Source organism: Priestia megaterium (assembly GCF_023824195.1).
In the GTDB taxonomy this organism is placed as follows: Bacteria; Bacillota; Bacilli; order Bacillales; family Bacillaceae_H; genus Priestia; species Priestia megaterium_D.
Map to the genome: position 1 here is coordinate 186,933 of NZ_CP085442.1, position 23,068 is coordinate 210,000.

Sequence of the window (23,068 nt, forward strand, 5' to 3'; positions counted from 1 at the left end):
TTTTTATAAAGTATAAGAGATGATAACGCGCTAGTTTTAAAATATTTTTAAAAGTGACATGCTAAGATAATGCTTATTTAGGTAATCACAAAAGGGGGAATTTGATATGCGTGTACTTGTGGTAGAAGATGATGCTTCATTATTACACGGTATCGTAGAAGGCTTAAAAGAAGAAGGATATGAAGTTGATTGTGCGTCTGAAGGAGATGAAGGTTTGTTTTTAGCAGAGCAGAATATTTATGATGCCTTGATTTTAGATATTATGCTGCCGGGTATGACAGGGCTTGACATACTAAAAAAGCTAAGAAAACAAAAGGTGCTGACGAAAGTTATTTTTCTCACTGCAAAAGATAGTGTAGAAGATCGAGTGAAAGGACTCGATTACGGAGCTGATGATTATTTGGTTAAGCCTTTTGCCATGGCTGAACTTTTTGCGAGGTTAAGGGTAATGCTCAGAGACTTGCAGGCAGAAGAAGGCATGATTTCATATGGTCCCATTTCTATACGAGAAGCCAATCATGAAGTTATGATAAATGGGAGTGCCCTAACGTTAACGATTAAAGAATTTCAGCTTTTGGAATACTTTATTCGAAATAAAGAACAAATCCTTATTCGAGATCAAATTTTTAATCGGGTATGGGGATTTACATCTGATGTAGGAGTAGGCGTAGTAGATGTCTATGTTCACCATTTAAGAAAGAAGCTTCAGCCTTTTAATTGTGACGGTTATGTACGTACAGTCAGAGGTGTAGGCTTTATGTTAAAAGGGGAAGAGCATGTTTAAAAAGACGAGAATCAGGCTTGTGTTATTTAACACAATGGTGCTGATGGTTATTTTGAGCATTTTTAGTTTAGTTTTATATTTTTATATGCAGCATGTTATTTTTTTAAATCCAGACAATCGGTTAAGTGAGATGAGCGAGCAAGTAAAAAAAAGAAACTTACATGAGATCCAGGAAAACAATGAGAGAGAAACAGAAAGGCGCGTTGCGTTTTTACTTTGGAGCAGTGATAAAAAATTAATCAAAATCACACCTAAAAAAGGGTTGTATACAAACGATATTGACGACTTTAAGCCTGCGCTCTCAGAAGGAAAAACCCAAACGTCGCAAGAGGTAAACGGTCATGCTTATCGAGTGATGAATGTGAAAAACGAAGGATATATAAAAGACCAAGACGTTTCAACGATTCAACTTGTCTTAAACGTAGATCCAGAAACTCAAACCTTAGAGCACCTTGCTTTTCTTCTTATCATTTCAGCTTTTATTGGACTGCTTCTTTCGCTTGTAGCTGGCTTGTTTTTAGCCAATAGAGCGCTTGTACCTATCCAAAAGTCTTGGAACAAACAAGTTGAGTTCATTGCAGATGCTTCCCATGAGTTAAGGACGCCTCTTTCCGTGATGCAAACGCATCTCGAGCTATTGTTTAGACGACCAAATCATACGATCGAGCAAGAAAGCGAAAATATTTATCAAAGCTTAAATGAAGTGAAGCGGATGACGAAGCTGGTGGGCAACTTACTAACACTGGCTAGATCTGATTCAAGTGCACAGCTGCTAAACAAAACGGTCTTTAATATGGACGAGCTGGTTGATAAAGTAGCTAATCAGTTTGAGCCTATATTTGAACTAAAGGAGCTGCGCTTCACAAGGGAAATTGAATCGTTAATGTGCGGAGGAGATCAAGAACGACTTCATCAGCTATGTATGATTTTATTAGATAACGCTTTTAAGTACACCCCATCTGGAGAAAGCATTCACATCAGTCTAAAGAAACATCACCACTCTATGACGTTAATTGTCAGAGACACAGGCGTTGGAATTGAAGCGAAAGATCTTCCTTATGTATTTGATCGCTTTTATCGAAGTGACAAGAGCCGAGCCCGTGCCGAAGGAGGATCAGGCTTAGGCCTCGCGATTGCCAAATGGATTGTACAAGCTCATGACGGAGAAATTAAGGTTTTTAGTCAAAAAAACGTGGGTACGGAATTTTATGTGAAAATTCCGGTATGAAAAAAGCTGCCTATCATCAGGCAGCTTTTTTCATCACTTTTTTATTGGCAGTCTTCCACGCTTTCCATGCATTAGCAAGTAACAGGCCAATTAATAAATAGGCAAGGCCGCCAAAAACTAAGTAATCTACAGCACTAATCGCCCCCGCAAGTAGTCCAAATTTTATTTGGTCTTTATACTTGGCAGGAGAAGTTGGCGGATCCGTCACCATAAAGAAGGCTAAAAATAAAGCGGAATTGACAAAAGGAGCTCGTAAAGCATCCGCTACATCGCCTACTCCTATTAATGACATAATCGTAAAAATAGCAAAATACACGCCCAAAAACGCAAATACTTGAGGGAATTTATTTACCTTGCTCGTCACAAGGTACCCCGTCACAAACACGAATACAATGAGCCATACGGGTAGTAAAGATAAGCTTCCCCACCAGCTTTGGCCGCTTGAAAAGACAATAAGTGAAAAGAGAAGACCAAAAGCGGCAGGGTTAAAAATAGGCTTCTTTTTTACTTTTACTAAGTGCTTCGATAAAATCGCAACAGCTACAGTGCAAAATGTGACCTAAGCCGGTGTAGATGTGCTAAGCACTAAGGCAATAATTAATCCAGTAATAATCCCGCCGTCAGGAAGCTGGATTTTCTTTTTATAAGCAAAAGAAAATCCTAAATCTAAGGCGGCCGCCGAGCATACGGCAAGTAGTAGGTGTCCTAAACCTTGAAAGGCAGAAGAGTTGAATTCACCTAATAAGGTTAAAAGCAGAAGCATAGCGATTACATATCTTTTAGGTGTTTTAACTAGCTGCGCCCAAGGACTTATTTCTTTTGGTTTGTTTTCATCTACAATAATATAACCTTTTGGTGTACTAATATATTTAACACCGCTTCTTCGTTCAGAACGTGTGGTCATAATTCATTAATTCCTCCATATCTGATGTGAAAAAAGGAGTGAAACTAGAATCGAAGAGTACGCCGCGTATGTCGGCATCATTCAATAAATTCACTCCTTTTTCCGCTCCTAAAATAAAAGCTGACGTAGATAATGCATCGGCCAGCATGGCAGAAGGAGCAATAGCTGTACAACTCAGTAGACTGCTTCGAGTGGATGGAGATAAGGGATTAACCAAATGATGCATGGATGGATGCGTCTTATTTTTTCTAGCATAATTCCCTGATGTGCAGACAGCCGTATCTGTTACACGTAAAGTCAGTAATGACTGCGTTTGAATCGCAGGATGCTGAATCCCGACTTTCCATAACTCTCCGTGTTGATTGAGTCCTTTAACTAGGATGTCTCCTCCTGCATTAATCATAAAATGCTGATAAGGAAGGGAGCGGGCAGCCAAATCAATGGCCAATCCTTTGGCGACCGCTCCAAGATCTATAATCATCGGTTTTTGTAAGAGAACCGTTTTTTTATGTGTATCCAATACGATGTCTTTATAACTTCCAGAATCGACTGCTTCGTTCACTTGTACGGGCTTTCCATATAAGTAATGTTCGTTAAAACCGCGGTTTTCTAATTGTTTTCCTACCGTTGGGTCAAAGATTCCATGCGTTTCATTTGCTACTAAGATAGCGAAATGAAGGGCTTCAAATAATAGAGGACTAACAGAAACGGGCTCTTTGACATGTCTAATTAGTTTCATAACTTCGCTTTTGGCATCAAATCGACTGCATGTCGTTTCAACGGTTTTAAAAATAGTAAATGCCTTTGAGATATGGTGAAGGACATTTGCTTCCTCTGATTGGGGAGCAATTACTTGAATGGACACGGTTGTTCCCATACATAAGACAGAGCGGCTATACGTTTTTATGGACATCATTCGTTTCTCCTTTATGCATTCATTGCTTGCTGAAGTGCGTCATCCACGGCATTTTGAAAATCTTCTGTACTAAGCGTTGCTCCGCTCACGACGTCGACATCTGAGCTTTGTCTTTGTACGACTTGAGACGGAAGGTCCTCAATGTAACTTTGAGAATAGTGAGTATCCGCTTCTGTAATTTCAACTGTATCAATTCGGTCGTTTTTAATGGTCACGGATACGTAGACAGTTCCGATACGGTTGCTTCCTTGGCCGGAATACGTTCCATCTTTGTATTTTGTTTTAGGAGCAGAACTTTCAGCACTCGCTGATGAATTGTTCTCATTAGATGAAGCAATATCTTCTCCCCAGTTGTCATTGACAATCGTTTGATTGCCTGTCTGATCCGTCGTTTTCTCCTGATGATGAGCCGGTGTGGCTTGAACAGCTTGTGCATTAGATAGAGTGTTTATATAACCAGTTGCATAAATACTTCCAATGGCTACGCTGCATGCAGCAATCATCTTCTTTCCCATTTTACTCATGTTTGTTGAACCTCCTGATTTGTACCAGAACTATAGTTTCGATTATTGATGGTTATCTTTAGCATAAATAAACTTTACAAATAAACTTTTAAAAAAGATTTAAAATCAAGAAAGGTTTTTTAAAAACAAATGAGCCAAAGGAAAAGGTGATTCTAAATAATAAGGGTAGGCGATGGAATTTCTTTCACAAGCCTAGCTATTTTGACATACGTAATAATAGTTAATATTTCTGTTTACTATCTAAACGTGCATGATAAAATAGAAAAGATGAATATGTGTTAGGAGGAACATCAGTGAAAATTAAGCTTGGCCTTTTATACGGAGGAAAATCCGCTGAACATAAAGTATCTTTACAAACAGCTCTAGCAGTTTCAAAAGCAATTAATCACGATAAATATGAAGTGCATCCAATTTATATTACAGAAACAGGAAAGTGGATTCGCGGCACACAGCTGACTGGTCCGCTTGAAACAGTTGCTCAATTAGAAATTCAAGATAACGGAACTGCTATTTCACCAGTTTCATTGAATACGGAAATGTTTGCATTAACAGATTCAAAAACAGATGATCAGCTAGATGTTATTTTCCCACTTCTTCATGGTCCAAATGGAGAAGATGGTACGGTACAAGGATTATTAGAATTATTGAATATTCCTTATGTTGGAAACGGTGTATTAGCTTCAGCAGCTGGTATGGATAAAGTTGTAATGAAGCAGCTGTTTGCACAGGCAGGTCTCCCTCAAGTAGAGTACGTATCATTTATCCGCCGCGAGTGGGAAGCAGATCGAACGGCTGCTTATGAAAAAGTAGAAACACTTGGATACCCTTGCTTTGTTAAACCAGCAAACTTAGGTTCAAGCGTTGGGATTAGCAAATGTGATAACCGCGAAGAGTTAGAAGCGGCATTTGTTGAAGCTTTCTTATTCGATCGGAAAATCATTGTAGAAGCAGCAGCAGTTGGTCGTGAAGTTGAAATTGGTGTGTTAGGGAATGATGAAGCAGCTTGTTCAGTAGTTGGAGAAATCTTACCTAAAAAAGCGTTTTACGATTACAAAGCCAAATATGAAGACGGCGATACAGGCCTTATTATTCCAGCTGAAATTACAGAAGAACAGCATCAAGAAATGTCAGCACTAGCAATCAAAGCATTTAAAGCAATTGATGGATCTGGTCTTGTACGTGCAGATTTCTTCTTAACATCAGAAGGTAAATTCATTATTAATGAAGTGAATACGATGCCTGGTTTTACACCTTTCAGTATGTTCCCGTTATTGTGGAAACACGCAGGTGTTGAATATCCAGATTTAATCGAAAAACTTGTATCACTAGCAATTGAACGTCATACCGAAAAGCAGCAAATTAAACACACAATGTAACTCACACAACACTATTCATCATGAATAGTGTTTCTGTGTTTAGTTTCGATTAATGTTATCCATAGTTTACTTTATATCGAGAGGAGCAAACCAACAATGATTAAACGTACGCTTAAACAGCTAGCTACAATGATTCCAGGAAGTGTATTTCATAGCGGGAAAGAAGCAGCTGTAATTGAGGGAGTCTCAATTGATACGAGAACAATTCAGCAAGGTAATTTATATATCCCAATCAAAGGGGAACGTTTTAACGGGCATACATTTGTCGATAAAGCAATTGAAAACGGAGCGGTCGCTACTCTATGGAACAAAGACGAAGAAAACCCACCGACAGACATTAGTGTTATTTTAGTCGATGATACACTAGAGGCCCTTCAGCAATTAGCAAAGTCCTATCGTCACGAGTTAGATATTAAAGTAGTGGGCATTACAGGAAGTAACGGGAAAACAACGGCAAAAGACATGGTGAAAGCTGTGCTCGATACAACTTACCGTGTTCTGAAAACAGATGGAAACTTTAATAATCATATTGGCATGCCGCTTACTATTTTGCGTTTAGATGAAACTCATGATATTGCAGTTTTAGAAATGGGCATGAGCAGCCGAGGAGAGATTGAGTTTCTTTCTAATTTAGCGGAGCCTGATGTAGCCATTATTACAAATATCGGCGAATCGCACCTTCAAGACTTAGGAAGTCGTGATGGAATTGCAGAGGCAAAATTAGAAATTACAAGCGGCTTAGCGCCAACAGGTCAGCTTGTCTATAATGGTGATGAGCCACTTTTAACGTCGCGCGTAGTTAATCCAGTATTTGAAACGGTGACATTTGGTAGCTCAGAACAAAACGATTTGTATCCAAGTGCTATTTCAGCTGAAGAGTTAGGAACAACATTCACTGTTTCACGTGAAACAACATATTCATTCTTTATCCCGGTATTAGGTAAACATAATGTTCACAATGCGCTTTCTGCTATTGCGGTAGGTCATTATTTTGGACTAGACAATAAAACAATCGCTAAGGGATTAAAAGAATTAAAGCTAACCAATATGCGTATGGAGCTCGTGAAACGAACAGATGGTCTGACCTTCATTAATGACGCATACAACGCAAGCCCAACGTCTGTTAAAGCTGCTATCACGTTGATGCATGATTTAGAAGGCTATAAGCAAAAAATTCTTGTTCTCGGGGATATGCTTGAATTAGGCGATCAGGAAAAAGAGTTCCACAAAGAAGTGGGAGAGTTTATTCAAGCAGAAAAAATTGATTATGTTCTAACATACGGCCCCTTATCTGTTGAAATTGAGCACGGAGCAAAAAATAATTTTGTAGAAGATAAGGTAATGCACTTTGAGGAGAAAGATGAGCTTGTTAAAAAATTAACAGCGATTACAACAAGAGAAGATGTGGTTTTAGTGAAAGCATCTCGAGGAATGAAGCTTGAGGAAGTTATCTCAAAAATGATGCATAAATTACCGTGATATTAAAAAGAGTATAAGTAAGCTCTATTGCAAACGGAAAGCCATAGTGTTATGATGTAGTCTGAGTGTCTTGAGGCGCTTATACTCTAAACGTTGAATTTATTGAAGTAGTCGTTTAGAGCATTTTCCGTTTCCTCGGAGAATGCTTTTTTTTGTAAAATATAGATAGTCTAAATATAAAAGGAGTTTGAAAAACTTGGCATTATTTCAAGATTTAGGATTAAGTCAACAGCTTAATAACGCTGTGAGTAAAATGGGTTTTGAAGAAGCAACACCAATTCAATCAGAAACTATCCCATTAGCACTAGAAGGTCACGATTTGATCGGACAAGCACAAACAGGAACAGGGAAAACAGCTGCATTTGGTATTCCTCTTATTGAAAAAGTTGATGTAAACGTAGATGCAATTCAAGGGTTAATTATTGCTCCTACTCGTGAACTTGCTGTACAGGTATCTGAAGAACTTTACAAAATTGGTCAAACAAAGCGCGTACGCGTGCTATCAATTTACGGTGGTCAAGATATCAGTCGTCAAATTCGTGCATTGAAAAAGCACCCTCATATCATCGTAGGGACACCAGGACGTATGCTAGATCATATTAATCGTCGTACACTTCGTCTACAAGACGTTCATACAGTTATATTAGATGAAGCAGATGAAATGTTAAACATGGGATTCATCGAAGACATTGAAAAAATCTTATCAAACGTACCTGAGAACCACCAAACACTTTTATTCTCAGCAACAATGCCTACTCCAATCCGTCGCATTGCTGAAAAATTCATGAACGAACCAAAAGTGGTAAAAGTAAAAGCAAAAGAAGTAACGATGCCAAACATTACGCAGTATTATTTAGAAGTACAAGAAAAGCGTAAATTCGATATCCTTACTCGTCTTTTAGATATGCAATCACCTGAATTAGCTATCATCTTTGGTCGTACAAAGCGCCGTGTTGATGAGTTATCAGAAGCATTAAATATGCGTGGTTATTCTGCACAAGGTATCCATGGTGACTTGACGCAATCGAAACGTCTATCTGTACTACGTCAATTTAAAGAAGGTTCTATTGATGTATTAGTTGCGACCGACGTAGCTGCACGCGGACTTGATATTTCTGGTGTTACTCATGTATACAACTTTGATATCCCTCAAGATCCAGAGAGCTATGTACACCGTATCGGACGTACAGGACGTGCTGGTAAAATGGGTGCTGCTATGACATTTGTAACGCCAAGAGAAACTGGACAGTTACACAATATTGAGCGTACAACAAAACGTAAAATGGAGCGTATGACTCCTCCAACGCTTGATGAAGCAATGGAAGGTCAACAGCGTATTGCAGCTGACAAATTAACGGAATCTGTGACACAAGGCAACTTATCTTACTACAAACAGTTGGCAGAAGAGTTACTTGAAGAGCACGATTCAGTTTCATTAGTGGCAGCGGCAATCAAATTATTTACAAAAGAACCAAACGAATCACCAATTCAATTAACTGCTGAACCACCGGTAATTGCAAAAGGTGATAAAAACAAACGTGGAAATGGCGGAGGTCGTTCACGTTCTAACTCTAAAAACTACTCACAGCAAAATCGTCGTGGAAACTCAAAGCGTTTTGGTGACAAGCGTCGCGGTGGAAGCAACGGCAGTGATAATAGAAATCGCAATAGCAGCAGCAATCGTAAAGATTCTCGCAGCAAAGCGTAAAATAAAAACGAGCCTTAACAGGCTCGTTTTTTTATGTGTTAATTGCTATTTTATTGGTGCACACTATGAGTAAAATAAAATGGGGTGTTCACTGATGTCGACCATTGTTCGGTTAGGTTATGTGGCGATGAGCGTTCATTTGGAAAATAGTTCTCCTTCTCAAACAATGACTTTTGCACAATTTCAGCGCGTGAAAGACCATGAAGCGGCCATTCGCAAGCTCGAACGTATTGCAATATCCAATTTAGAAAACTGCTTACGGTTATTAAAACATAATGCGTGGAGTGAAATTGAGTTTTTTCGATTCAGTTCTAAGTTAATTCCATTAGCTAACCATGATGCGCTAAAAGAGTGGAACTACATAGCTCCTTTAAAAGATGCTCTTCAGCGTATTTCTATATTTTTGAAGGAACATCCAATGCGAGTAGATTTTCATCCGGATCATTTTGTTGTTTTAAACTCAACGGATAAAGAGGTTTTTAAGCATTCTATCCAAACTCTTCGCATGCATCAAAAGTTGCTGAAAGGAATGGATATTCCGCTTCAAAATCGCTGTGTTTTACATGTTGGAGGAGCTTATAATGATAAAGAAAAAGCACTGGAGCAGTTTATTCATAATTGGGGGCTTGTACCTCAATCCCTTCAGCAAATGATTATGTTAGAAAACGACGATACAACCTTTCATATAAAGGACGTCTTGTATTTATGTGAAAAACTAAATGTTCCAATCATTTTTGATCTTCATCATCATCAGGCAAACAACGATGAAACTTCATGGCAAGAGCATTGGGATCGTATCATTAGAACGTGGGAACATGAAACGCTTCCTCTAAAAATGCATATATCTAGTCCTAAAAGTGATAAAGAATTTAAAGCCCATGCAGATTATATCGATGTTAATGGGTTTTACAGCTTTTTAAAAGAAGTAAATGGAACGATACCACAAATTGATTGCATGATTGAAGCTAAGAAAAAAGATGAAGCGCTCTTTCAGTTAGTAAGAGACTTGAAGTCTTATGAAGATGTGGAATTTATTAACTCATCCACTTTTTATATTAAATCCTAAAGCAGGCCTCATATCTGTGGCTTGTTTTTCTGCTTGAACGCAAGAAAAGCGAGAAGAAATCCAGCAATACCTCCAACGAAATGAGCTGTGTTGTTGGTTCCTGGCGTTAGCAGACCTGAAAGTAATCCAATAATTAAAAAGACGACAATGATTTGCTGGTTACTTTTAGAAAGCATATGCTTTTGTTTTATTACAAGGTAGAGGTAAAATCCGAGCAGCCCGAAAATGGCACCGGATGCACCCACATGGCTGTAAAAAGAAGATTGGATTAGAAATGTAACGATATTTCCAAGCAATCCACACGTAAGGTAGAATAGAAGAAACTTATAAGAAGAAAGAATACGCTCAGCACCTGGCCCTAACAAGAACAATGAAAATGAGTTAAAAAGAAGATGTGAAAAGCTTAGGTGCAAAAATATAGGTGTGAAAAGTCGCCAGTAGTCTCCTTGAGAAATTAGGCTATTCACACCAATAAGCTGATGTATAAAAGATTCTGCAAGGTGTGAGGGAAGAGCGGCAAGTAACCACAGCGCAATGTGGATGCAGATAAGCGTGAAGGTAACAGGATAAAAACGTTTAAATTCAGCTGCATTTTCTGTGCGTACGAACATATTTGTCACTCCTTTTTATAAAGGCATTTTTATATACTATTCTGTAAGAGAGGATTAAATGAAAATGATTATAGGAACTGGAATTGATATTACAGAGTTAGAACGGATTGAAAAAATGGTGCAGCGTCAAAGTGCTTTTATTAATCGGATTTTAACAAAAAATGAAAGAGAACGCTATGAAAAGCTATCAAGCCGACGTAAGGTCGAATTTTTAGCAGGAAGATTTGCTGTGAAGGAAGCATATTCGAAAGCTCTTGGAACAGGAATAGGAAAAGATTTCAGCTTCCAAGATATCGAAATCGTGAATGATGAAAGAGGAAAACCCCACATTGTTACAAAACAACCACTGGACGCGTCCGTACACGTATCTATTTCCCACAGTGCGCACTATGCGATTGCTCAAGTAATTATTGAACGCTTGTCAAGCTAGTCTGCATATTCACTATTTCTTGTTCATATATTCATAGTGTGGATAGGGGAGACAAGATATGTTCTTGCTTCTCCGTTTAGCTGTGAATATACGAAATAAAGGAGTTGGGGAAATGCATAAAAAATGGATTGGCTTATTTGTTTGCGCCTTTTTTCTCTTAGCCTTATCAGCATGCGGTGAAAAAAGTCAGCAGGATGTAACAGATGCATTGGATGCCAAGGTACAAGAAATGGCGGGGTATAAATCAGATGCTAAGATGACATTGAATACAGGGAAAGATGCTCAAGTATACGATGTAGAGATTTGGCATAGTAAGCCTATGTATTATCGAGTGAATTTGAAAAATACAAAGAAAGATCAAAGCCAAATGATTTTGCGTAATGATGAAGGGGTTTTTGTTTTAACGCCTGCCTTAAATAAAAGCTTTCGTTTTCAAAGTGACTGGCCGCAAAATAGTAGTCAAGCTTATTTGTATGAATCCCTTGTCCAAGATATTGTGAAGGATGAAAAGGCAAGTTTTAAATCAACGGATAAGCATTATATTTTTGAAACAAAAACCAACTATCAAAATAGCACGATGCTTCCTAAACAAGAAATTACGCTGAACAAAAGTGACTTAGCGCCTGTTTCGGTTAAAATTATGGACACGGATAATAAAGTGTTAATAAAAGTTGATTTCTCTAAGGTGAAATTCGATTCTAAGTTTGATAAAGGGGCTTTTGATACAAAAAGAAACATGACCAGTGCAAAGATTGACGTTCCAACATTAGCTCAGCAAAAATCATTTAGCGTCCTTTATCCTAAGGATGTTCCAAAAGGTACAAAGCTGTCCAAGGAAAAGAAAATTGAGACGGAAAATGGCGAGAGAGTCGTTTTAATGTACAAAGGAGAAAAGCCGTTTACGCTTGTACAAGGAAAAGCTCAAGTAGCTAAAACAGCAACATCTACAGTTACTGCCGGAGAGCCATTTGATTTAGGTTTTACTGTGGGAGCTTTAACGGATAAAAGTCTATCTTGGACATATAATGGAGTAGACTTTATGCTGGCTTCTGATCAGCTAACACCAGATGAATTGAGTACAGTTGCTAGATCTGTGCAAAGTCAGATGGGAAAATAAGAGAAGCTTACAAGCCTGCATATATGTAGGCTTGTTCTTGCTTAATTTGAATAAAGATCGAGATGAAGTTTGGCTATAGATGTATTATACTAACAGAGGAAAGTACGTTTAGAATGGTTCTGAAAAAAGGAAGTGTCGTAGTAATGGATGCATTTTATAGAGAAACATGGGCAGAAATTGATGTAGAAGCCATTTTTCAAAATGTGAATCATGTAAGAGAACTAATACCGGGGCATAAAACGTTAATGGCCGTAGTAAAGGCGAATGCGTACGGGCATGGAGATAAAGAAGTAGCAGAGATTGCGCTTCAAGCTGGTGCTGATATGCTAGCTGTAGCTTTTTTGGATGAAGCTATTGCTCTTCGAAAAAAAGGAATAAAGGAATCCATTTTAGTATTAGGAGCCGTGCCTGCCTTACACATTCAAACCGCATTGGAATGGGATGTAACGGTCACTGCTTATAGCAAAGCTTGGATTGAAGAAGCAGCGTCCGTTCTCGGTGAAAACAGTCAGCTGCATATGCATTTAAAAATAGATACAGGCATGGGTCGCTTAGGAGTTAGAACAAAAGAAGAATTACACGAAACGATGAAGATCATCGCTTCTCATTCAGGATTCGTTCTGGATGGAGTGTTTACACACTTTGCAACAGCAGACGAGCTAAACTCGTCTTATTTTGAAGAACAATACACATTCTTTGAAGAAATGGTTCGAATTGTGAAAGAACATAATTTTACACCTCCGATGATTCACTGTGCAAATAGCGCAGCCTTGCTTCGTCGTCCGAAAGATATCTTTAATGGCGTACGCTTAGGTATCTCTATGTATGGCTTGAGTCCTTCTGAGGAATTAAAAGAAGTCTTGCCAATTCCGTTAAAACAAGCTTTTTCGCTGCACAGCCGTATTGTGCATGTTAAAAAAGTCAAAAAAGGGAGTCATATCAGTTACGGAGCTACTTATGAAGCTAAAGAAGATGAATGGATTGCTACTATTCCAGTAGGATACGCAGACGGCTGGATTCGTAAACTAAGCAATTTTGAAGTATTAGTAGATGGAGTTAAAGTGCCAATTGTTGGTAGAATATGCATGGATCAATTGATGATTAAATTACCTAAAATGTATAAAATGGGTACAAAAGTCACATTTATTGGAAAACAAAAAGGTGCTGAAATTACAATTGATGAAGTAGCGAAGCATCTTGAAACAATTAATTATGAAATCCCTTGCATGATTGCAGCAAGGGTTCCGAGGGTTTATACAAGAGATTCGCAGCATATTGATGTTAATAATTATATCTTGCGCTGAATATACATCTTCCTGAGTCAACATAAAAAGTCTGCGAACAAAAGACAATAAAATAATAACTTCCATGCATAAAAGAGGGTATCAATTGACGATAATAGTGTAGAAATTGACAGAATTAACTTTCCATTAAAGCTAATCAATGTTATGATAAGGAAAGATGAGACTATTGGTGTGTGTATTGATGTTGGAGGTGTATGTTTGTGTCTGAAGCGAGCGCAACTACAGAAATCCTAGTAAGATTACCGAAAAATTTAGTATCGGAGCTCGATCTTATGGTTAAACAAGAAAATGGCAACCGAAGTGATTTTATTCACCAAGCAACAAAATTGTACCTTCGTGAGCGAAAAAAACGCCATATTCGCGAATCAATGAGACGTGGATATATGGAGATGGCAAAGATAAACTTAAATATTGCTTCCGAGGCTTTTCTAGCAGAGTATGAAGCTGATCATACTGTGGATCGTTTAGTAAGCGGGGGGTAATGACTTGGTAGTCAAACGTGGCGACGTTTATTTTGCTGACCTATCTCCTGTTGTTGGCTCAGAACAAGGAGGCGTTCGCCCTGTACTTGTCATTCAAAATGATATAGGCAATCGTTTTAGCCCAACTGTTATTGTAGCTGCGATCACTGCTCAAATTCAAAAGGCAAAGTTACCTACGCATGTTGAAATTGATGCAAAGCGCTATGGATTTGAGCGAGATTCAGTTATTTTACTAGAACAAATTCGTACTATTGATAAACAGAGGCTAACAGACAAGATTACCCATTTAGATGATGAAATGATGGACAGAGTGGATGAAGCCTTGCAAATCAGTGTAGGACTTATCGACTTTTAGAATTATACTTCCATTTATGCTAAGTTGCTCCTTTATGAGCAACTTTTTTAATTTGACTAGGAATAATCAGTAAACGTATATTGTAATAAGAAACGTTTTAAAAATGATAATATATATAGATAGATATAAATGAGTGTATTGACTCACAAGGAGGACCTCATGAATCAAGATTTATTCAATTATATACAAAATCATAAATCAGAAATTTTTGATCGATGGCTAGTGTTAATGAATGATGTGGAAACAGAGCGGATTAAAAACATTGTATCCGAGCAAGTGTACGTAAATGTAAGCTCTGATTTTGTAGATTTACTTTTGGCAAAAGCATTCCGAGATCAGGAAAATTTTGCAGAGGAACTAGAGGAAGTAGTAGGACGAGTTGTGAGTTTAGGATGGCCTCTTGCTTATTTGACACAGGGTGTACGTAACTTGGGTCACGTAGTGGTTGAAGGGTATGTAAACAGTGAACATGTAAAGGCTGACCAAACTCATTCTGAATTATTCTATCGGTTTGACAAGTGGTTAAGCCCTATTTATAACAAAATAGTAGAACAATACTCCAACTCGTGGGAAAATACAGTTATGTTGCAAAAAGTTGCACTTCAAGAATTGTCTGCTCCATTAATACCGGTATTTGATAAAATTACAGTAATGCCGCTTGTAGGAACAATTGACACTGATCGCGCAAAGAAAATTATGGAAAACTTACTGCAAGGTGTCGTAAAGCACCGATCAGAGGTCGTATTAATAGATATTACCGGAGTACCAGTAGTGGATACGATGGTTGCCCATCATATCATTCAAGCTGCTGAAGCCGTACGTTTGGTTGGAGCCAAGTGTTTGTTAGTAGGAATTCGTCCGGAAATTGCTCAGACTATTGTGAACTTAGGTATTAACTTAAACGAAATTATTACGAAAAACTCATTAAAAAAAGGCGTAGAGTTTGCGTTAGAAATGACTGAGCGGAAAATAGTTGATATAGAATCGGAGGAATAAACGTGAGAATACCCATTTTGAAATTGTACGACTATTTATTGGTATCCATTCAATGGGAGCTGGATGATCAAACGGCTATTCAATTCCAAGAAGATTTGCTAAGTAAAATTCATCAAACTGGAGCAAAAGGAGTGGTAATCGATTTAACTTCAATTGATATGATCGATTCATTCATCGCAAAAGTGTTAGGTGACGTGGTTAGCATGTCTAATTTGATGGGGGCTAGAGTAGTATTAACAGGTATCCAGCCTGCAGTAGCTATTACACTTGTTGAGTTAGGGATTGGCCTAAATGATGTTCTTACTGCACTCGATTTAGAAAAAGGTCTTGAGAAACTCCAATCGGAATTGGGGGATTAGTATATGGAATTCCAATCCAGCGTAAAAATCGTAACAGAATGGGACATCGTAGCGGCACGCCAATTAGGTAGAAATGTGTCGAAAGAGCTAGGGTTTGGAACAGTTGACCAAGCTCGTATTACAACCGCCATTTCTGAATTAGCTCGTAATATTTACCTATATGCGGGTAAGGGTCAAATCTATATTGAGAAATTAAATCGTGGAGGAAAAAACGGTCTTCTTGTCGTAGCAACAGATGAAGGGCCAGGTATCCCCGACGTTCGCAAAGTAATGGAAGATGGATACTCAACATCGGGTGGACTAGGAGCTGGGCTTCCTGGGGTAAAACGATTGATGGATGAGTTTGACATCGAAACAAATGTCGGAGAAGGTACTGAGATTAAAGCAGTTAAGTGGCTCCGGTAGGAGGAAATAGATAATGTCTTTTGATAAAGAGATGAGAGATTTATACAAAGATATTTTGGGGAACTATATCCAAACACAAAATGAACAAATTTTGTATCAAGGACAAAAACTAAGTAGAAAATCTTTAGAGAATGAAATATCGCCAGAAGATATTGTGAGCATTCATAAAGAAGTGATTGAAGAAATTTATTCTGATATTCCAGAAAAAGTGCTGCATTCTCTGGACTTTTTACTTGAGGTAATGATTAGCTACGGTCTTGCTCTTCGTGAGCATCAAACATTAAAAAATAAGCAGCGGGAACTTCGTTCTGAAATCGAAGTTGCCGCTAACGTCCAGCAGACGCTGTTAGGGACAAAGGTTCCCGCTAGTTCAACTTTAGAAATTGGTGCGATTAGCGTACCGGCTAAACAGATGAACGGAGATTATTTTCACTTTGTAGAAGAAGAGCACGGTGGGTTAAGTATTGCCATTGCCGATGTGATCGGAAAAGGAATTCCAGCTGCAATGTGTATGTCTATGATCAAGTATGCAATGGACAGCTTACCGGACTCAAGAAAAAATCCAAGTTATGTATTAGAGAACTTGAATAATATTGTAGAGCGAAACGTAGATCCAAGTATGTTTATTACGATGTTCTACGGAAGCTATAATCCCGAGACAAACTTATTTGATTATGCATCTGCAGGACATGAGCCAGGTTTTTATTATGATGCCAAAGTTGATTCATTTGAAGATTTGGAAGCAAAAGGACTCGTGCTAGGAGTCGATCGCCATGTGAAATATCTTCAGTACGAGCAGCAGCTTTCAAAAGGCGATATGATTGTTCTGTTAACAGATGGCGTAACAGAATGCAGAACTGAAGAAGGATTTATTGAAAGATTGGACATCATAAAATTAATTCGAAAATACATGCATTTGTCTCCTCAAGAAATTGTAGAATCTGTATATAAAGAGCTGGAAAAATTACAGCATTTTCAATTGAGGGATGACTTTACATTGATTATTTTGAAGAGTTTAGTTTAAGTATTCTAAATAAGGGTACAGAAAAGATAGCACAAAATTAGAGGGGGTCTACTAATACGATGAATTTAAAAATAGATATACAAAAGGACGGTCAAGCATATCGTATTAAGCTGGCTGGAGAGATTGACGCATATACAGCACCTAAGCTAAAAGAAAAGTTCATGGAAATTACTGAACATACTGAACCAGAAATTATAGTCGATTTAACCGATGTATCATACATGGATAGTACAGGACTAGGTGTATTTATTGCATTGTTAAAAGCCAATAAGAAAAATAACGGCTCTTTGAAATTTGTTGGTGTATCAGAGCGCATAAAGCGCTTATTTGATATTACGGGCCTCACAGACATTTTAAACGTGAATTCACAAGTAGAAGGTGGCGTAAAATGAAACAGCCTTATGACTTTGTTGAGATGAAGATTCCTGCTAAGCCAGACTACGTAGCGATTATTCGACTAACGCTGTCTGGTGTAGCGAACCGGATGGGTTTTTCTTATGATGAAATTGAAGATATGAAAATTGCTGTGAGTGAGGCATGTACAAATGCCGTGCAGCATGCTTACAAGAGTGAAGAAAATGGTGAAGTGAGAGTAGGTTTTGGTTTATTTGATGACCGTTTAGAAATCATGGTGGTCGATAAAGGTGAAAGCTTTAATTTTGAAGAGCTTAAGGAACATATAGGACCTTATGAAACATCAAAAGAAGTTGAATTTCTTCCTGAAGGTGGACTTGGTTTATATTTAATTGAAACACTAATGGACGAAGTGAAAATGGTCAATTCAAAAGGTGTAACGCTAATGATGACTAAGTATGTGCAAAGAGAGCAGGTGGAGAGTGATGAAAACACAGTCTCAACCTATGAAATTAACTAAAGAACAGGTTCAGGAACGAATTGAGCGCTTTCAAAAAACGCAGGATGAAGAAGCACAAAGTGATCTAGTAGTACATTACAAGAACCTTGTTGAATCTATTGCACGTCGTTATTCAAAAGGCAGAAGCTTACATGAAGATATTGTGCAGGTAGGGATGCTAGGACTGTTAGGGGCTATTAGAAGGTATGATGCTTCATTTGGAAGAAGCTTTGAATCGTTTGCTGTTCCTACAATCATTGGAGAGATTAAGCGATTTTTACGCGATAAAACGTGGAGTGTTCACGTACCACGCCGCATCAAAGAATTAGGTCCTAAAATTAAAGCAGCTGTCGAAGAGCTAACAACCCGTTTACAGCGATCTCCTCAAGTGAAAGAAATTGCTGATCATATCGGAGTGACAGAGGAAGAAATTTTAGAAACGATGGAGATGGGGCAAAGTTATCAAGCGTTGTCTGTTGATCATTCCATTGAAGCAGACTCTGATGGAAGTACTGTTACAATCCTTGATTTAGTAGGTGAACAAGAGTCGGGTTATGAGAAAACTGATCAGCGCTTAGTGTTAGAAAAGATTCTTCATGTATTAAGCGATAGAGAAAAAGAAGTGATTCGCTATACATTTATTGAAAATCTGAGTCAAAAAGATGCCGGTGAGAAGCTAGGGATTTCTCAAATGCATGTATCTCGACTGCAAAGAAGAGCTCTTGATAAGCTAAGGACTGCAGCTCGCTCAGATTCTAACGATTCGGAGTATATGTCGTGATGACAGTAGACCCTAATACAAAGTTGATTCAAACTCATATATACCAAGAGCCAAAGCAAGGGAACGTATGTTGTGGAGATAGTTACTATGTCAAAGAAACGGATGACTATTTTCTATGTGCAGTGGCAGATGGATTAGGAAGCGGTGAACAAGCCAGAGCCGCTTCTGTAGCTGTTACGGATGTAGCGAAAGCTCATCATCATCTAGATGTGGATGAGATCATTTCTAAGTGCAACAAAGCTACTCGACATACAAGAGGTGCGGCAGTAGCTATTTTGAAAATTGATAAAAAACATAACGAATTTCATTACACAAATGTAGGTAATATCCGCTTTTATCTGTATTCTCCGGAGGGGAAATTAACGTACCCTCTGCCAATTCAAGGTTTTTTATCAGGGAAAATTCAAAAGTTCCGCACACAAACCTTCCCATATGACTCCGGTTCTAAATTTTTGATTCATACAGATGGCTTAGAATTAAAAGAGATTAAATCTGTTTTTGCTAACTCGATGAATGTAGATCAATTGTCGACACGGCTACAGGCAGCAATTCGATCTCATAATGACGATATTACGTATATCGCTGGTCATCTTCCAACTGCATAGCTTTCTTTTTAGCTCACATGTGTTATTGCATGTGAGTTTTGTTACAATAGAGACAAAGTTTCATTTAGGTAGGAGGATAAGGTGTGTCTGTTGCAACGAAATTAGATAATCAAATTGTTCAACGTGTAAGTAAAGAGGTGGAGATTTCACAAAAGCAAGTACAAAACGTAATTGCTTTAGTAGAAGACGGTAATACAGTTCCCTTTATTGCTCGATATAGAAAAGAACAAACCGGTGCTTTGGATGAAGTCCAAATCCGGAATATTTTAGATTCCTGGAACTACTTAATGAATTTAGAGGAGCGTAAAGAGGAAGTTCTTCGATTAATTGAAGAACAAGGGAAATTAACTGAGGAACTGGCTGCTCAAATTCATCAAGCGAAGAAATTGCAGCAATTAGAAGATTTATACCGCCCTTTTAAGCAAAAACGACGTACAAAAGCAACTGTAGCAAAAGAAAAAGGTCTTGAACCATTAGCACAGTGGCTACTAAGTTTCCCGCGCTCTGACGTGAAGAATGAAGCGCAAACATACATAAATGAAGAAGCGGGAGTTCAATCTTCTGACGAAGCTATTCAGGGAGCCCTAGACATTGTAGCGGAACAAATTTCTGACGAAGCATCTTACCGTCAATGGATTCGTACGACCACTGTAAAAGATGGCATAATTGTTACTTCAGTCAAAGATCCGGAAAAAGATGAAAAAAATATCTATGAAATGTACTATGAATATACAGAAGCGGTAAAGCGAATCGTTCCTCATCGTATCTTAGCTATGAATAGAGGAGAAAAAGACGGTATTTTAAAAGTGAGTATTGATGGGCCTACAGATCGTATTCTTTCATATTTACATAAACAAGTAATCAAAAAAAGGGATTCTTCAGCTGAAGGTTATATCATCTCAGCGATAGAAGATGCTTATAAACGTTTAATAGAACCATCTATTGAACGCGAAATCCGTAAAGAGCTATCAGAAAAAGCAGAAGAAAGAGCCATTCACATCTTTTCTGAAAACTTACGAAAACTTCTTCTCCAACCTCCATTGAAAGGGAAAGTGGTATTAGGAGTAGATCCAGCTTTTCGAACAGGCTGCAAATTAGCTGTAGTAGATGAAACAGGCAAGGTATTAAAAATTGATGTTATTTATCCACATCCTCCTGTGAGAAAAGCAGCTGAAGCGCAAAATAAATTAAAGAAAATGTTCGCTGAATACCCTATTGAAGTAGTGGCAATTGGAAACGGAACGGCATCTCGCGAAACGGAGCAATTTGTAGCGGATGTTCTTAAAGAAATTGAAAACCCAGTTTATTATTTGATTGTGAATGAAGCGGGAGCAAGCGTATATTCGGCTTCTGATGTTGCTAGAGAGGAATTTCCTGATTTTCAAGTAGAAGAGCGAAGCGCTGTATCGATTGCCAGAAGGCTGCAAGATCCGCTGGCTGAACTTGTGAAAATTGATCCTAAGTCGGTAGGAGTAGGGCAGTATCAGCATGATGTGTCTCAAAAGCAATTAAATGATTCACTGACTTTTATTGTAGAGACAGTAGTAAATCAGGTAGGAGTAAATGCAAACACGGCTTCTGCTTCGCTTCTACAATACGTTGCTGGTCTAAATAAGACAGTTGCTCAAAACATTGTAAAATATCGGGATGAAAACGGAAAATTCTCTAACCGAAAACAGTTGAAGAAAATTCCGCGTCTAGGTGCTAAAACGTATGAGCAGTGTATTGGTTTTTTACGTATTATAGAAGGTGAAGAACCTTTAGACAGAACGGGTATCCATCCTGAAACATATGGAGACGTTAAAAAGCTTTTAAAGAAAGCGGAAGTGAAAGAGACTGAGCTTGGAACGGAGAAAGTAAAAGAAGCATTAAAACATATTTCTTTACCCGAAATATCAGAAGAACTAAGTATAGGGGAGCTTACTTTAAAAGACATTATAGAAGCGCTCGTAAGACCGGAAAGAGATCCGCGTGATGAACTGCCAAAACCTTTGCTCCGTCAGGATATTTTGAAGCTAGAGGATCTTGCCAAAGGTATTCAGCTTGAAGGTACGGTGCGAAACGTCGTAGACTTCGGAGCGTTCATCGATATAGGAGTTAAGCAAGACGGTCTAGTCCATATTTCTAAATTAACGAATCGGTACGTTAAGCATCCCCTCGATGTCGTTTCAGTAGGAGATTTGGTGAATGTGTGGGTAGAAGACGTAGATATGAAAAAAGGAAGAGTCGCACTGACGATGATTCCGCCTCATCAATAATAAAATTGCCTTTTCAGATTTTCTGAAAAGGCAATTTTATTTGTAAAAAGAAGTGATTTAAGAAGCGGAATTATTTTTTTGATAAAAAAACCAACATTGATTGAGCAATTTTATTTGTGCACGGTCTTTTTCAGAATAAGCGCGCCTCATTTGTTTTTGTAGCCACATTGGCATAAGGACAATCACTCCTTTTCATTTATGATAAGGTAAATAGTGAGTATGTAATGAAGTGTATGCCCAAAGAGCTAGTCAGGTGATTTCATACAGTAGAGGAGTATATAAAATGAATGATAAGGATTTACAAATACTTGTAGAAGAAATTTCATTGAAGCTGTTTCACAAACCATTTCGTCATGAAGCCACTTTTAATTCTCGTTTACGTACGACAGGTGGAAGGTATTTATTACGTACATCTAATATAGAAGTAAACTACAAATACTTTGAACAATATGGCAGACAAGAAATAGTAGAAATTATTAAACATGAGCTCTGTCACTATCATTTGCATATTGAGGGGAAAGGGTATAAGCATGGAGATCAAGACTTTAAAAGGCTAATGAAAGAAGTAGGCGCCCCCCGATTTTGTCAGGCATTGAAAAAAGAAAGTGATGGAAAGAAAAAAAAGCACATATATGTATGTATGCAGTGTGATCAAAAATATGTTCGAAAAAGAAAAGTGAACACGGTTAAATATGTTTGTGGAAAGTGTAAAGGTAAATTGAAAAAAATGTAGAAGATGCTTGACTAAAATAGATTGATTATGATAAATTAATAAAGCCGTCTCAAATAAACGGCAAAGAAATTACAAAAACTTATTGACATTATATATAATGTCGATTACAATGTAAGAAGTCTGATAAATATTATTCCACAGTAGCTCAGTGGTAGAGCTATCGGCTGTTAACCGATCGGTCGTAGGTTCGAGTCCTACCTGTGGAGCCATATGGAGAAGTACTCAAGTGGCTGAAGAGGCGCCCCTGCTAAGGGTGTAGGTCGTGTAAGCGGCGCGAGGGTTCAAATCCCTCCTTCTCCGCCATTTTATAATGGCCCGTTGGTCAAGCGGTTAAGACACCGCCCTTTCACGGCGGTAACACGGGTTCGAATCCCGTACGGGTCACCATTGATTTTTATTTACATATTCTGTGGAGGATTAGCTCAGCTGGGAGAGCACCTGCCTTACAAGCAGGGGGTCGGCGGTTCGATCCCGTCATCCTCCACCATTTGACTGTTTTATACATAATTTTGGATGGTCCCGTGGTGTAGCGGTTAACATGCCTGCCTGTCACGCAGGAGATCGCGGGTTCGATTCCCGTCGGGACCGCCATTTTAAATTATTGGGCTATCGCCAAGCGGTAAGGCAACGGATTTTGATTCCGTCATGCGTTGGTTCGAATCCAGCTAGCCCAGCCATAAAGAGCCATTAGCTCAGTTGGTAGAGCATCTGACTTTTAATCAGAGGGTCGAAGGTTCGAGTCCTTCATGGCTCATTTTCATTTCTTGCGG

The 23,068-nt window shown here is 38.4% G+C and carries 27 protein-coding genes and 8 tRNA genes (1 of these 35 running past the window's edge); 29 read left to right on the forward strand and 6 right to left on the reverse strand.

Features of this window, described 5'->3' with window-relative positions:
• The first annotated feature begins 106 nt into the window (after positions 1-106).
• Positions 107-784 carry a response regulator transcription factor gene (locus LIS78_RS01065; protein WP_013054991.1) on the forward strand — a complete coding sequence of 226 codons (678 nt, stop codon included), beginning with the start codon at positions 107-109 and terminating at the stop codon, positions 782-784.
• Positions 777-2,012 carry a sensor histidine kinase gene (locus tag LIS78_RS01070; protein WP_209150834.1) on the forward strand — a complete coding sequence of 412 codons (1,236 nt, stop codon included), beginning with the start codon at positions 777-779 and terminating at the stop codon, positions 2,010-2,012. Before LIS78_RS01065 ends, LIS78_RS01070 begins: the two co-directional genes overlap by 8 nt.
• Before the next feature lie 16 nt (positions 2,013-2,028).
• Here LIS78_RS01070 and LIS78_RS01075 read toward each other — a convergent pair whose 3' ends face one another.
• From LIS78_RS01075 to LIS78_RS01090, 4 genes are all read right to left on the reverse strand, one after another.
• Complete coding sequence (locus LIS78_RS01075; protein WP_286676938.1) at positions 2,029-2,397, reverse strand: RnfABCDGE type electron transport complex subunit D; 369 nt, start codon at positions 2,395-2,397, stop codon at positions 2,029-2,031.
• Positions 2,398-2,571: 174 nt separating this feature from the next.
• Positions 2,572-2,916, reverse strand: a complete 345-nt coding sequence (locus LIS78_RS01080; protein ID WP_252284542.1) for a hypothetical protein — start codon at positions 2,914-2,916, stop codon at positions 2,572-2,574.
• Entirely contained in the window at positions 2,900-3,829 is a 930-nt protein-coding gene (locus LIS78_RS01085) for an FAD:protein FMN transferase (protein WP_229754503.1), read from the reverse strand. The genes LIS78_RS01080 and LIS78_RS01085 overlap by 17 nt, the downstream gene beginning before the upstream one ends.
• A 14-nt stretch (positions 3,830-3,843) precedes the next feature.
• Positions 3,844-4,356 (reverse strand): FMN-binding protein, encoded by a 513-nt coding sequence (locus LIS78_RS01090; RefSeq protein WP_195781432.1) that lies wholly within the window; start codon positions 4,354-4,356, stop codon positions 3,844-3,846.
• Between the two features lie 293 nt (positions 4,357-4,649).
• Between LIS78_RS01090 and LIS78_RS01095 the strand changes: the two genes are divergently transcribed.
• The 4 genes from LIS78_RS01095 (at position 4,650) to uvsE (ending at position 9,985) form a co-directional block, all read left to right on the forward strand.
• A complete protein-coding gene (locus LIS78_RS01095; protein ID WP_013054995.1) occupies positions 4,650-5,732 on the forward strand; it encodes a D-alanine--D-alanine ligase in 1,083 nt (360 codons plus the stop codon).
• A 96-nt stretch (positions 5,733-5,828) separates the two neighbouring features.
• Positions 5,829-7,211 carry a UDP-N-acetylmuramoyl-tripeptide--D-alanyl-D-alanine ligase gene (locus tag LIS78_RS01100; RefSeq protein ID WP_195781431.1) on the forward strand — a complete coding sequence of 461 codons (1,383 nt, stop codon included), beginning with the start codon at positions 5,829-5,831 and terminating at the stop codon, positions 7,209-7,211.
• A 196-nt stretch (positions 7,212-7,407) separates the two neighbouring features.
• Positions 7,408-8,919: a degradosome RNA helicase CshA gene (cshA, locus tag LIS78_RS01105; RefSeq protein ID WP_195781430.1), complete on the forward strand. Its 1,512-nt coding sequence runs from the start codon at positions 7,408-7,410 to the stop codon at positions 8,917-8,919.
• 94 nt (positions 8,920-9,013) lie between these two features.
• Positions 9,014-9,985 (forward strand): UV DNA damage repair endonuclease UvsE, encoded by a 972-nt coding sequence (uvsE, locus tag LIS78_RS01110; protein WP_252284543.1) that lies wholly within the window; start codon positions 9,014-9,016, stop codon positions 9,983-9,985.
• Positions 9,986-9,993: 8 nt separating this feature from the next.
• On the opposite strand, the gene LIS78_RS01115 is transcribed toward uvsE, so the two are convergent.
• Entirely contained in the window at positions 9,994-10,596 is a 603-nt protein-coding gene (locus tag LIS78_RS01115) for a rhomboid family intramembrane serine protease (RefSeq protein ID WP_098250182.1), read from the reverse strand.
• A 64-nt stretch (positions 10,597-10,660) separates the two neighbouring features.
• Here LIS78_RS01115 and acpS point away from each other — a divergent pair, with 64 nt between their 5' ends.
• The 14 genes from acpS to LIS78_RS01185 all read left to right on the forward strand — a co-directional run bounded on the left by acpS (position 10,661) and on the right by LIS78_RS01185 (position 21,565).
• On the forward strand, positions 10,661-11,026 hold the full coding sequence (gene acpS / locus LIS78_RS01120; protein ID WP_195783335.1) for a holo-ACP synthase: 366 nt from the start codon (positions 10,661-10,663) through the stop codon (positions 11,024-11,026).
• Positions 11,027-11,084: 58 nt separating this feature from the next.
• Positions 11,085-12,143 (forward strand): LolA family protein, encoded by a 1,059-nt coding sequence (locus tag LIS78_RS01125; RefSeq protein WP_195781428.1) that lies wholly within the window; start codon positions 11,085-11,087, stop codon positions 12,141-12,143.
• A gap of 143 nt (positions 12,144-12,286) precedes the next feature.
• A complete protein-coding gene (gene alr / locus LIS78_RS01130; RefSeq protein WP_425334716.1) occupies positions 12,287-13,447 on the forward strand; it encodes an alanine racemase in 1,161 nt (386 codons plus the stop codon).
• Positions 13,448-13,647: 200 nt separating this feature from the next.
• Positions 13,648-13,929 (forward strand): CopG family ribbon-helix-helix protein, encoded by a 282-nt coding sequence (locus tag LIS78_RS01135; RefSeq protein WP_013055003.1) that lies wholly within the window; start codon positions 13,648-13,650, stop codon positions 13,927-13,929.
• A 4-nt stretch (positions 13,930-13,933) separates the two neighbouring features.
• Positions 13,934-14,284 carry a type II toxin-antitoxin system endoribonuclease NdoA gene (gene ndoA / locus LIS78_RS01140; protein ID WP_013055004.1) on the forward strand — a complete coding sequence of 117 codons (351 nt, stop codon included), beginning with the start codon at positions 13,934-13,936 and terminating at the stop codon, positions 14,282-14,284.
• A gap of 159 nt (positions 14,285-14,443) precedes the next feature.
• The gene (locus LIS78_RS01145) at positions 14,444-15,280 is read left to right on the forward strand and encodes an RsbT co-antagonist protein RsbRA (protein WP_252284544.1); all 837 of its coding nucleotides are present in this window, start codon (positions 14,444-14,446) and stop codon (positions 15,278-15,280) included.
• 2 nt (positions 15,281-15,282) lie between these two features.
• Entirely contained in the window at positions 15,283-15,639 is a 357-nt protein-coding gene (locus LIS78_RS01150) for an STAS domain-containing protein (protein ID WP_013055006.1), read from the forward strand.
• 3 nt (positions 15,640-15,642) lie between these two features.
• Positions 15,643-16,044, forward strand: a complete 402-nt coding sequence (locus tag LIS78_RS01155; protein WP_013055007.1) for an anti-sigma regulatory factor — start codon at positions 15,643-15,645, stop codon at positions 16,042-16,044.
• 13 nt (positions 16,045-16,057) lie between these two features.
• Positions 16,058-17,068 carry a PP2C family protein-serine/threonine phosphatase gene (locus tag LIS78_RS01160; protein WP_195781426.1) on the forward strand — a complete coding sequence of 337 codons (1,011 nt, stop codon included), beginning with the start codon at positions 16,058-16,060 and terminating at the stop codon, positions 17,066-17,068.
• Between the two features lie 59 nt (positions 17,069-17,127).
• Entirely contained in the window at positions 17,128-17,460 is a 333-nt protein-coding gene (locus tag LIS78_RS01165) for an anti-sigma factor antagonist (RefSeq protein WP_013055009.1), read from the forward strand.
• The gene (rsbW, locus tag LIS78_RS01170) at positions 17,457-17,942 is read left to right on the forward strand and encodes an anti-sigma B factor RsbW (RefSeq protein WP_025753516.1); all 486 of its coding nucleotides are present in this window, start codon (positions 17,457-17,459) and stop codon (positions 17,940-17,942) included. Before LIS78_RS01165 ends, rsbW begins: the two co-directional genes overlap by 4 nt.
• On the forward strand, positions 17,908-18,702 hold the full coding sequence (sigB, locus tag LIS78_RS01175; RefSeq protein ID WP_013055011.1) for an RNA polymerase sigma factor SigB: 795 nt from the start codon (positions 17,908-17,910) through the stop codon (positions 18,700-18,702). The genes rsbW and sigB overlap by 35 nt, the downstream gene beginning before the upstream one ends.
• Positions 18,702-19,307: a PP2C family serine/threonine-protein phosphatase gene (locus tag LIS78_RS01180; protein WP_013081423.1), complete on the forward strand. Its 606-nt coding sequence runs from the start codon at positions 18,702-18,704 to the stop codon at positions 19,305-19,307. Before sigB ends, LIS78_RS01180 begins: the two co-directional genes overlap by 1 nt.
• An 83-nt stretch (positions 19,308-19,390) precedes the next feature.
• Complete coding sequence (locus tag LIS78_RS01185) at positions 19,391-21,565, forward strand: Tex family protein (protein WP_252284545.1); 2,175 nt, start codon at positions 19,391-19,393, stop codon at positions 21,563-21,565.
• A gap of 57 nt (positions 21,566-21,622) precedes the next feature.
• Here the strand turns inward: LIS78_RS01185 and cmpA are convergent, their stop codons facing one another.
• Positions 21,623-21,739: a cortex morphogenetic protein CmpA gene (cmpA, locus tag LIS78_RS01190; protein WP_013055014.1), complete on the reverse strand. Its 117-nt coding sequence runs from the start codon at positions 21,737-21,739 to the stop codon at positions 21,623-21,625.
• Positions 21,740-21,848: 109 nt separating this feature from the next.
• Here cmpA and LIS78_RS01195 point away from each other — a divergent pair, with 109 nt between their 5' ends.
• From LIS78_RS01195 to LIS78_RS01235, 9 genes are all read left to right on the forward strand, one after another.
• The gene (locus tag LIS78_RS01195; protein WP_252284546.1) at positions 21,849-22,298 is read left to right on the forward strand and encodes a SprT family protein; all 450 of its coding nucleotides are present in this window, start codon (positions 21,849-21,851) and stop codon (positions 22,296-22,298) included.
• A 134-nt stretch (positions 22,299-22,432) separates the two neighbouring features.
• Positions 22,433-22,507 (forward strand) — tRNA-Asn (locus tag LIS78_RS01200).
• A 3-nt stretch (positions 22,508-22,510) separates the two neighbouring features.
• A tRNA-Ser gene (locus LIS78_RS01205) sits at positions 22,511-22,601 on the forward strand.
• A 9-nt stretch (positions 22,602-22,610) separates the two neighbouring features.
• Positions 22,611-22,685 (forward strand) — tRNA-Glu (locus tag LIS78_RS01210).
• Between the two features lie 24 nt (positions 22,686-22,709).
• A tRNA-Val gene (locus tag LIS78_RS01215) sits at positions 22,710-22,785 on the forward strand.
• 28 nt (positions 22,786-22,813) lie between these two features.
• Positions 22,814-22,889, forward strand: a tRNA-Asp gene (locus LIS78_RS01220).
• Between the two features lie 11 nt (positions 22,890-22,900).
• Positions 22,901-22,975, forward strand: a tRNA-Gln gene (locus tag LIS78_RS01225).
• A 4-nt stretch (positions 22,976-22,979) separates the two neighbouring features.
• Positions 22,980-23,052, forward strand: a tRNA-Lys gene (locus tag LIS78_RS01230).
• A gap of 12 nt (positions 23,053-23,064) precedes the next feature.
• Positions 23,065-23,068: transfer RNA gene (locus LIS78_RS01235), tRNA-Leu, on the forward strand (it continues 79 nt past the right edge of the window).

Bases quoted from the DNA above. Each gene is read 5' to 3' on its own strand.
- LIS78_RS01065 (WP_013054991.1), top strand. From the start codon at position 107: ATGCGTGTACTTGTGGTAGAAGATGATGCTTCATTATTACACGGTATC.
- LIS78_RS01070 (WP_209150834.1), top strand. From the start codon at position 777: ATGTTTAAAAAGACGAGAATCAGGCTTGTGTTATTTAACACAATGGTG.
- LIS78_RS01080 (WP_252284542.1), bottom strand. From the start codon at position 2,916: ATGACCACACGTTCTGAACGAAGAAGCGGTGTTAAATATATTAGTACA.
- LIS78_RS01085 (WP_229754503.1), bottom strand. From the start codon at position 3,829: ATGTCCATAAAAACGTATAGCCGCTCTGTCTTATGTATGGGAACAACC.
- LIS78_RS01090 (WP_195781432.1), bottom strand. From the start codon at position 4,356: ATGAGTAAAATGGGAAAGAAGATGATTGCTGCATGCAGCGTAGCCATT.
- LIS78_RS01100 (WP_195781431.1), top strand. From the start codon at position 5,829: ATGATTAAACGTACGCTTAAACAGCTAGCTACAATGATTCCAGGAAGT.
- uvsE (WP_252284543.1), top strand. From the start codon at position 9,014: ATGTCGACCATTGTTCGGTTAGGTTATGTGGCGATGAGCGTTCATTTG.
- LIS78_RS01115 (WP_098250182.1), bottom strand. From the start codon at position 10,596: ATGTTCGTACGCACAGAAAATGCAGCTGAATTTAAACGTTTTTATCCT.
- acpS (WP_195783335.1), top strand. From the start codon at position 10,661: ATGATTATAGGAACTGGAATTGATATTACAGAGTTAGAACGGATTGAA.
- LIS78_RS01125 (WP_195781428.1), top strand. From the start codon at position 11,085: ATGTTCTTGCTTCTCCGTTTAGCTGTGAATATACGAAATAAAGGAGTT.
- alr (WP_425334716.1), top strand. From the start codon at position 12,287: ATGGATGCATTTTATAGAGAAACATGGGCAGAAATTGATGTAGAAGCC.
- LIS78_RS01145 (WP_252284544.1), top strand. From the start codon at position 14,444: ATGAATCAAGATTTATTCAATTATATACAAAATCATAAATCAGAAATT.
- LIS78_RS01155 (WP_013055007.1), top strand. From the start codon at position 15,643: ATGGAATTCCAATCCAGCGTAAAAATCGTAACAGAATGGGACATCGTA.
- LIS78_RS01160 (WP_195781426.1), top strand. From the start codon at position 16,058: ATGTCTTTTGATAAAGAGATGAGAGATTTATACAAAGATATTTTGGGG.
- LIS78_RS01165 (WP_013055009.1), top strand. From the start codon at position 17,128: ATGAATTTAAAAATAGATATACAAAAGGACGGTCAAGCATATCGTATT.
- rsbW (WP_025753516.1), top strand. From the start codon at position 17,457: ATGAAACAGCCTTATGACTTTGTTGAGATGAAGATTCCTGCTAAGCCA.
- sigB (WP_013055011.1), top strand. From the start codon at position 17,908: ATGAAAACACAGTCTCAACCTATGAAATTAACTAAAGAACAGGTTCAG.
- LIS78_RS01180 (WP_013081423.1), top strand. From the start codon at position 18,702: ATGACAGTAGACCCTAATACAAAGTTGATTCAAACTCATATATACCAA.
- cmpA (WP_013055014.1), bottom strand. From the start codon at position 21,739: ATGCCAATGTGGCTACAAAAACAAATGAGGCGCGCTTATTCTGAAAAA.
- LIS78_RS01195 (WP_252284546.1), top strand. From the start codon at position 21,849: ATGAATGATAAGGATTTACAAATACTTGTAGAAGAAATTTCATTGAAG.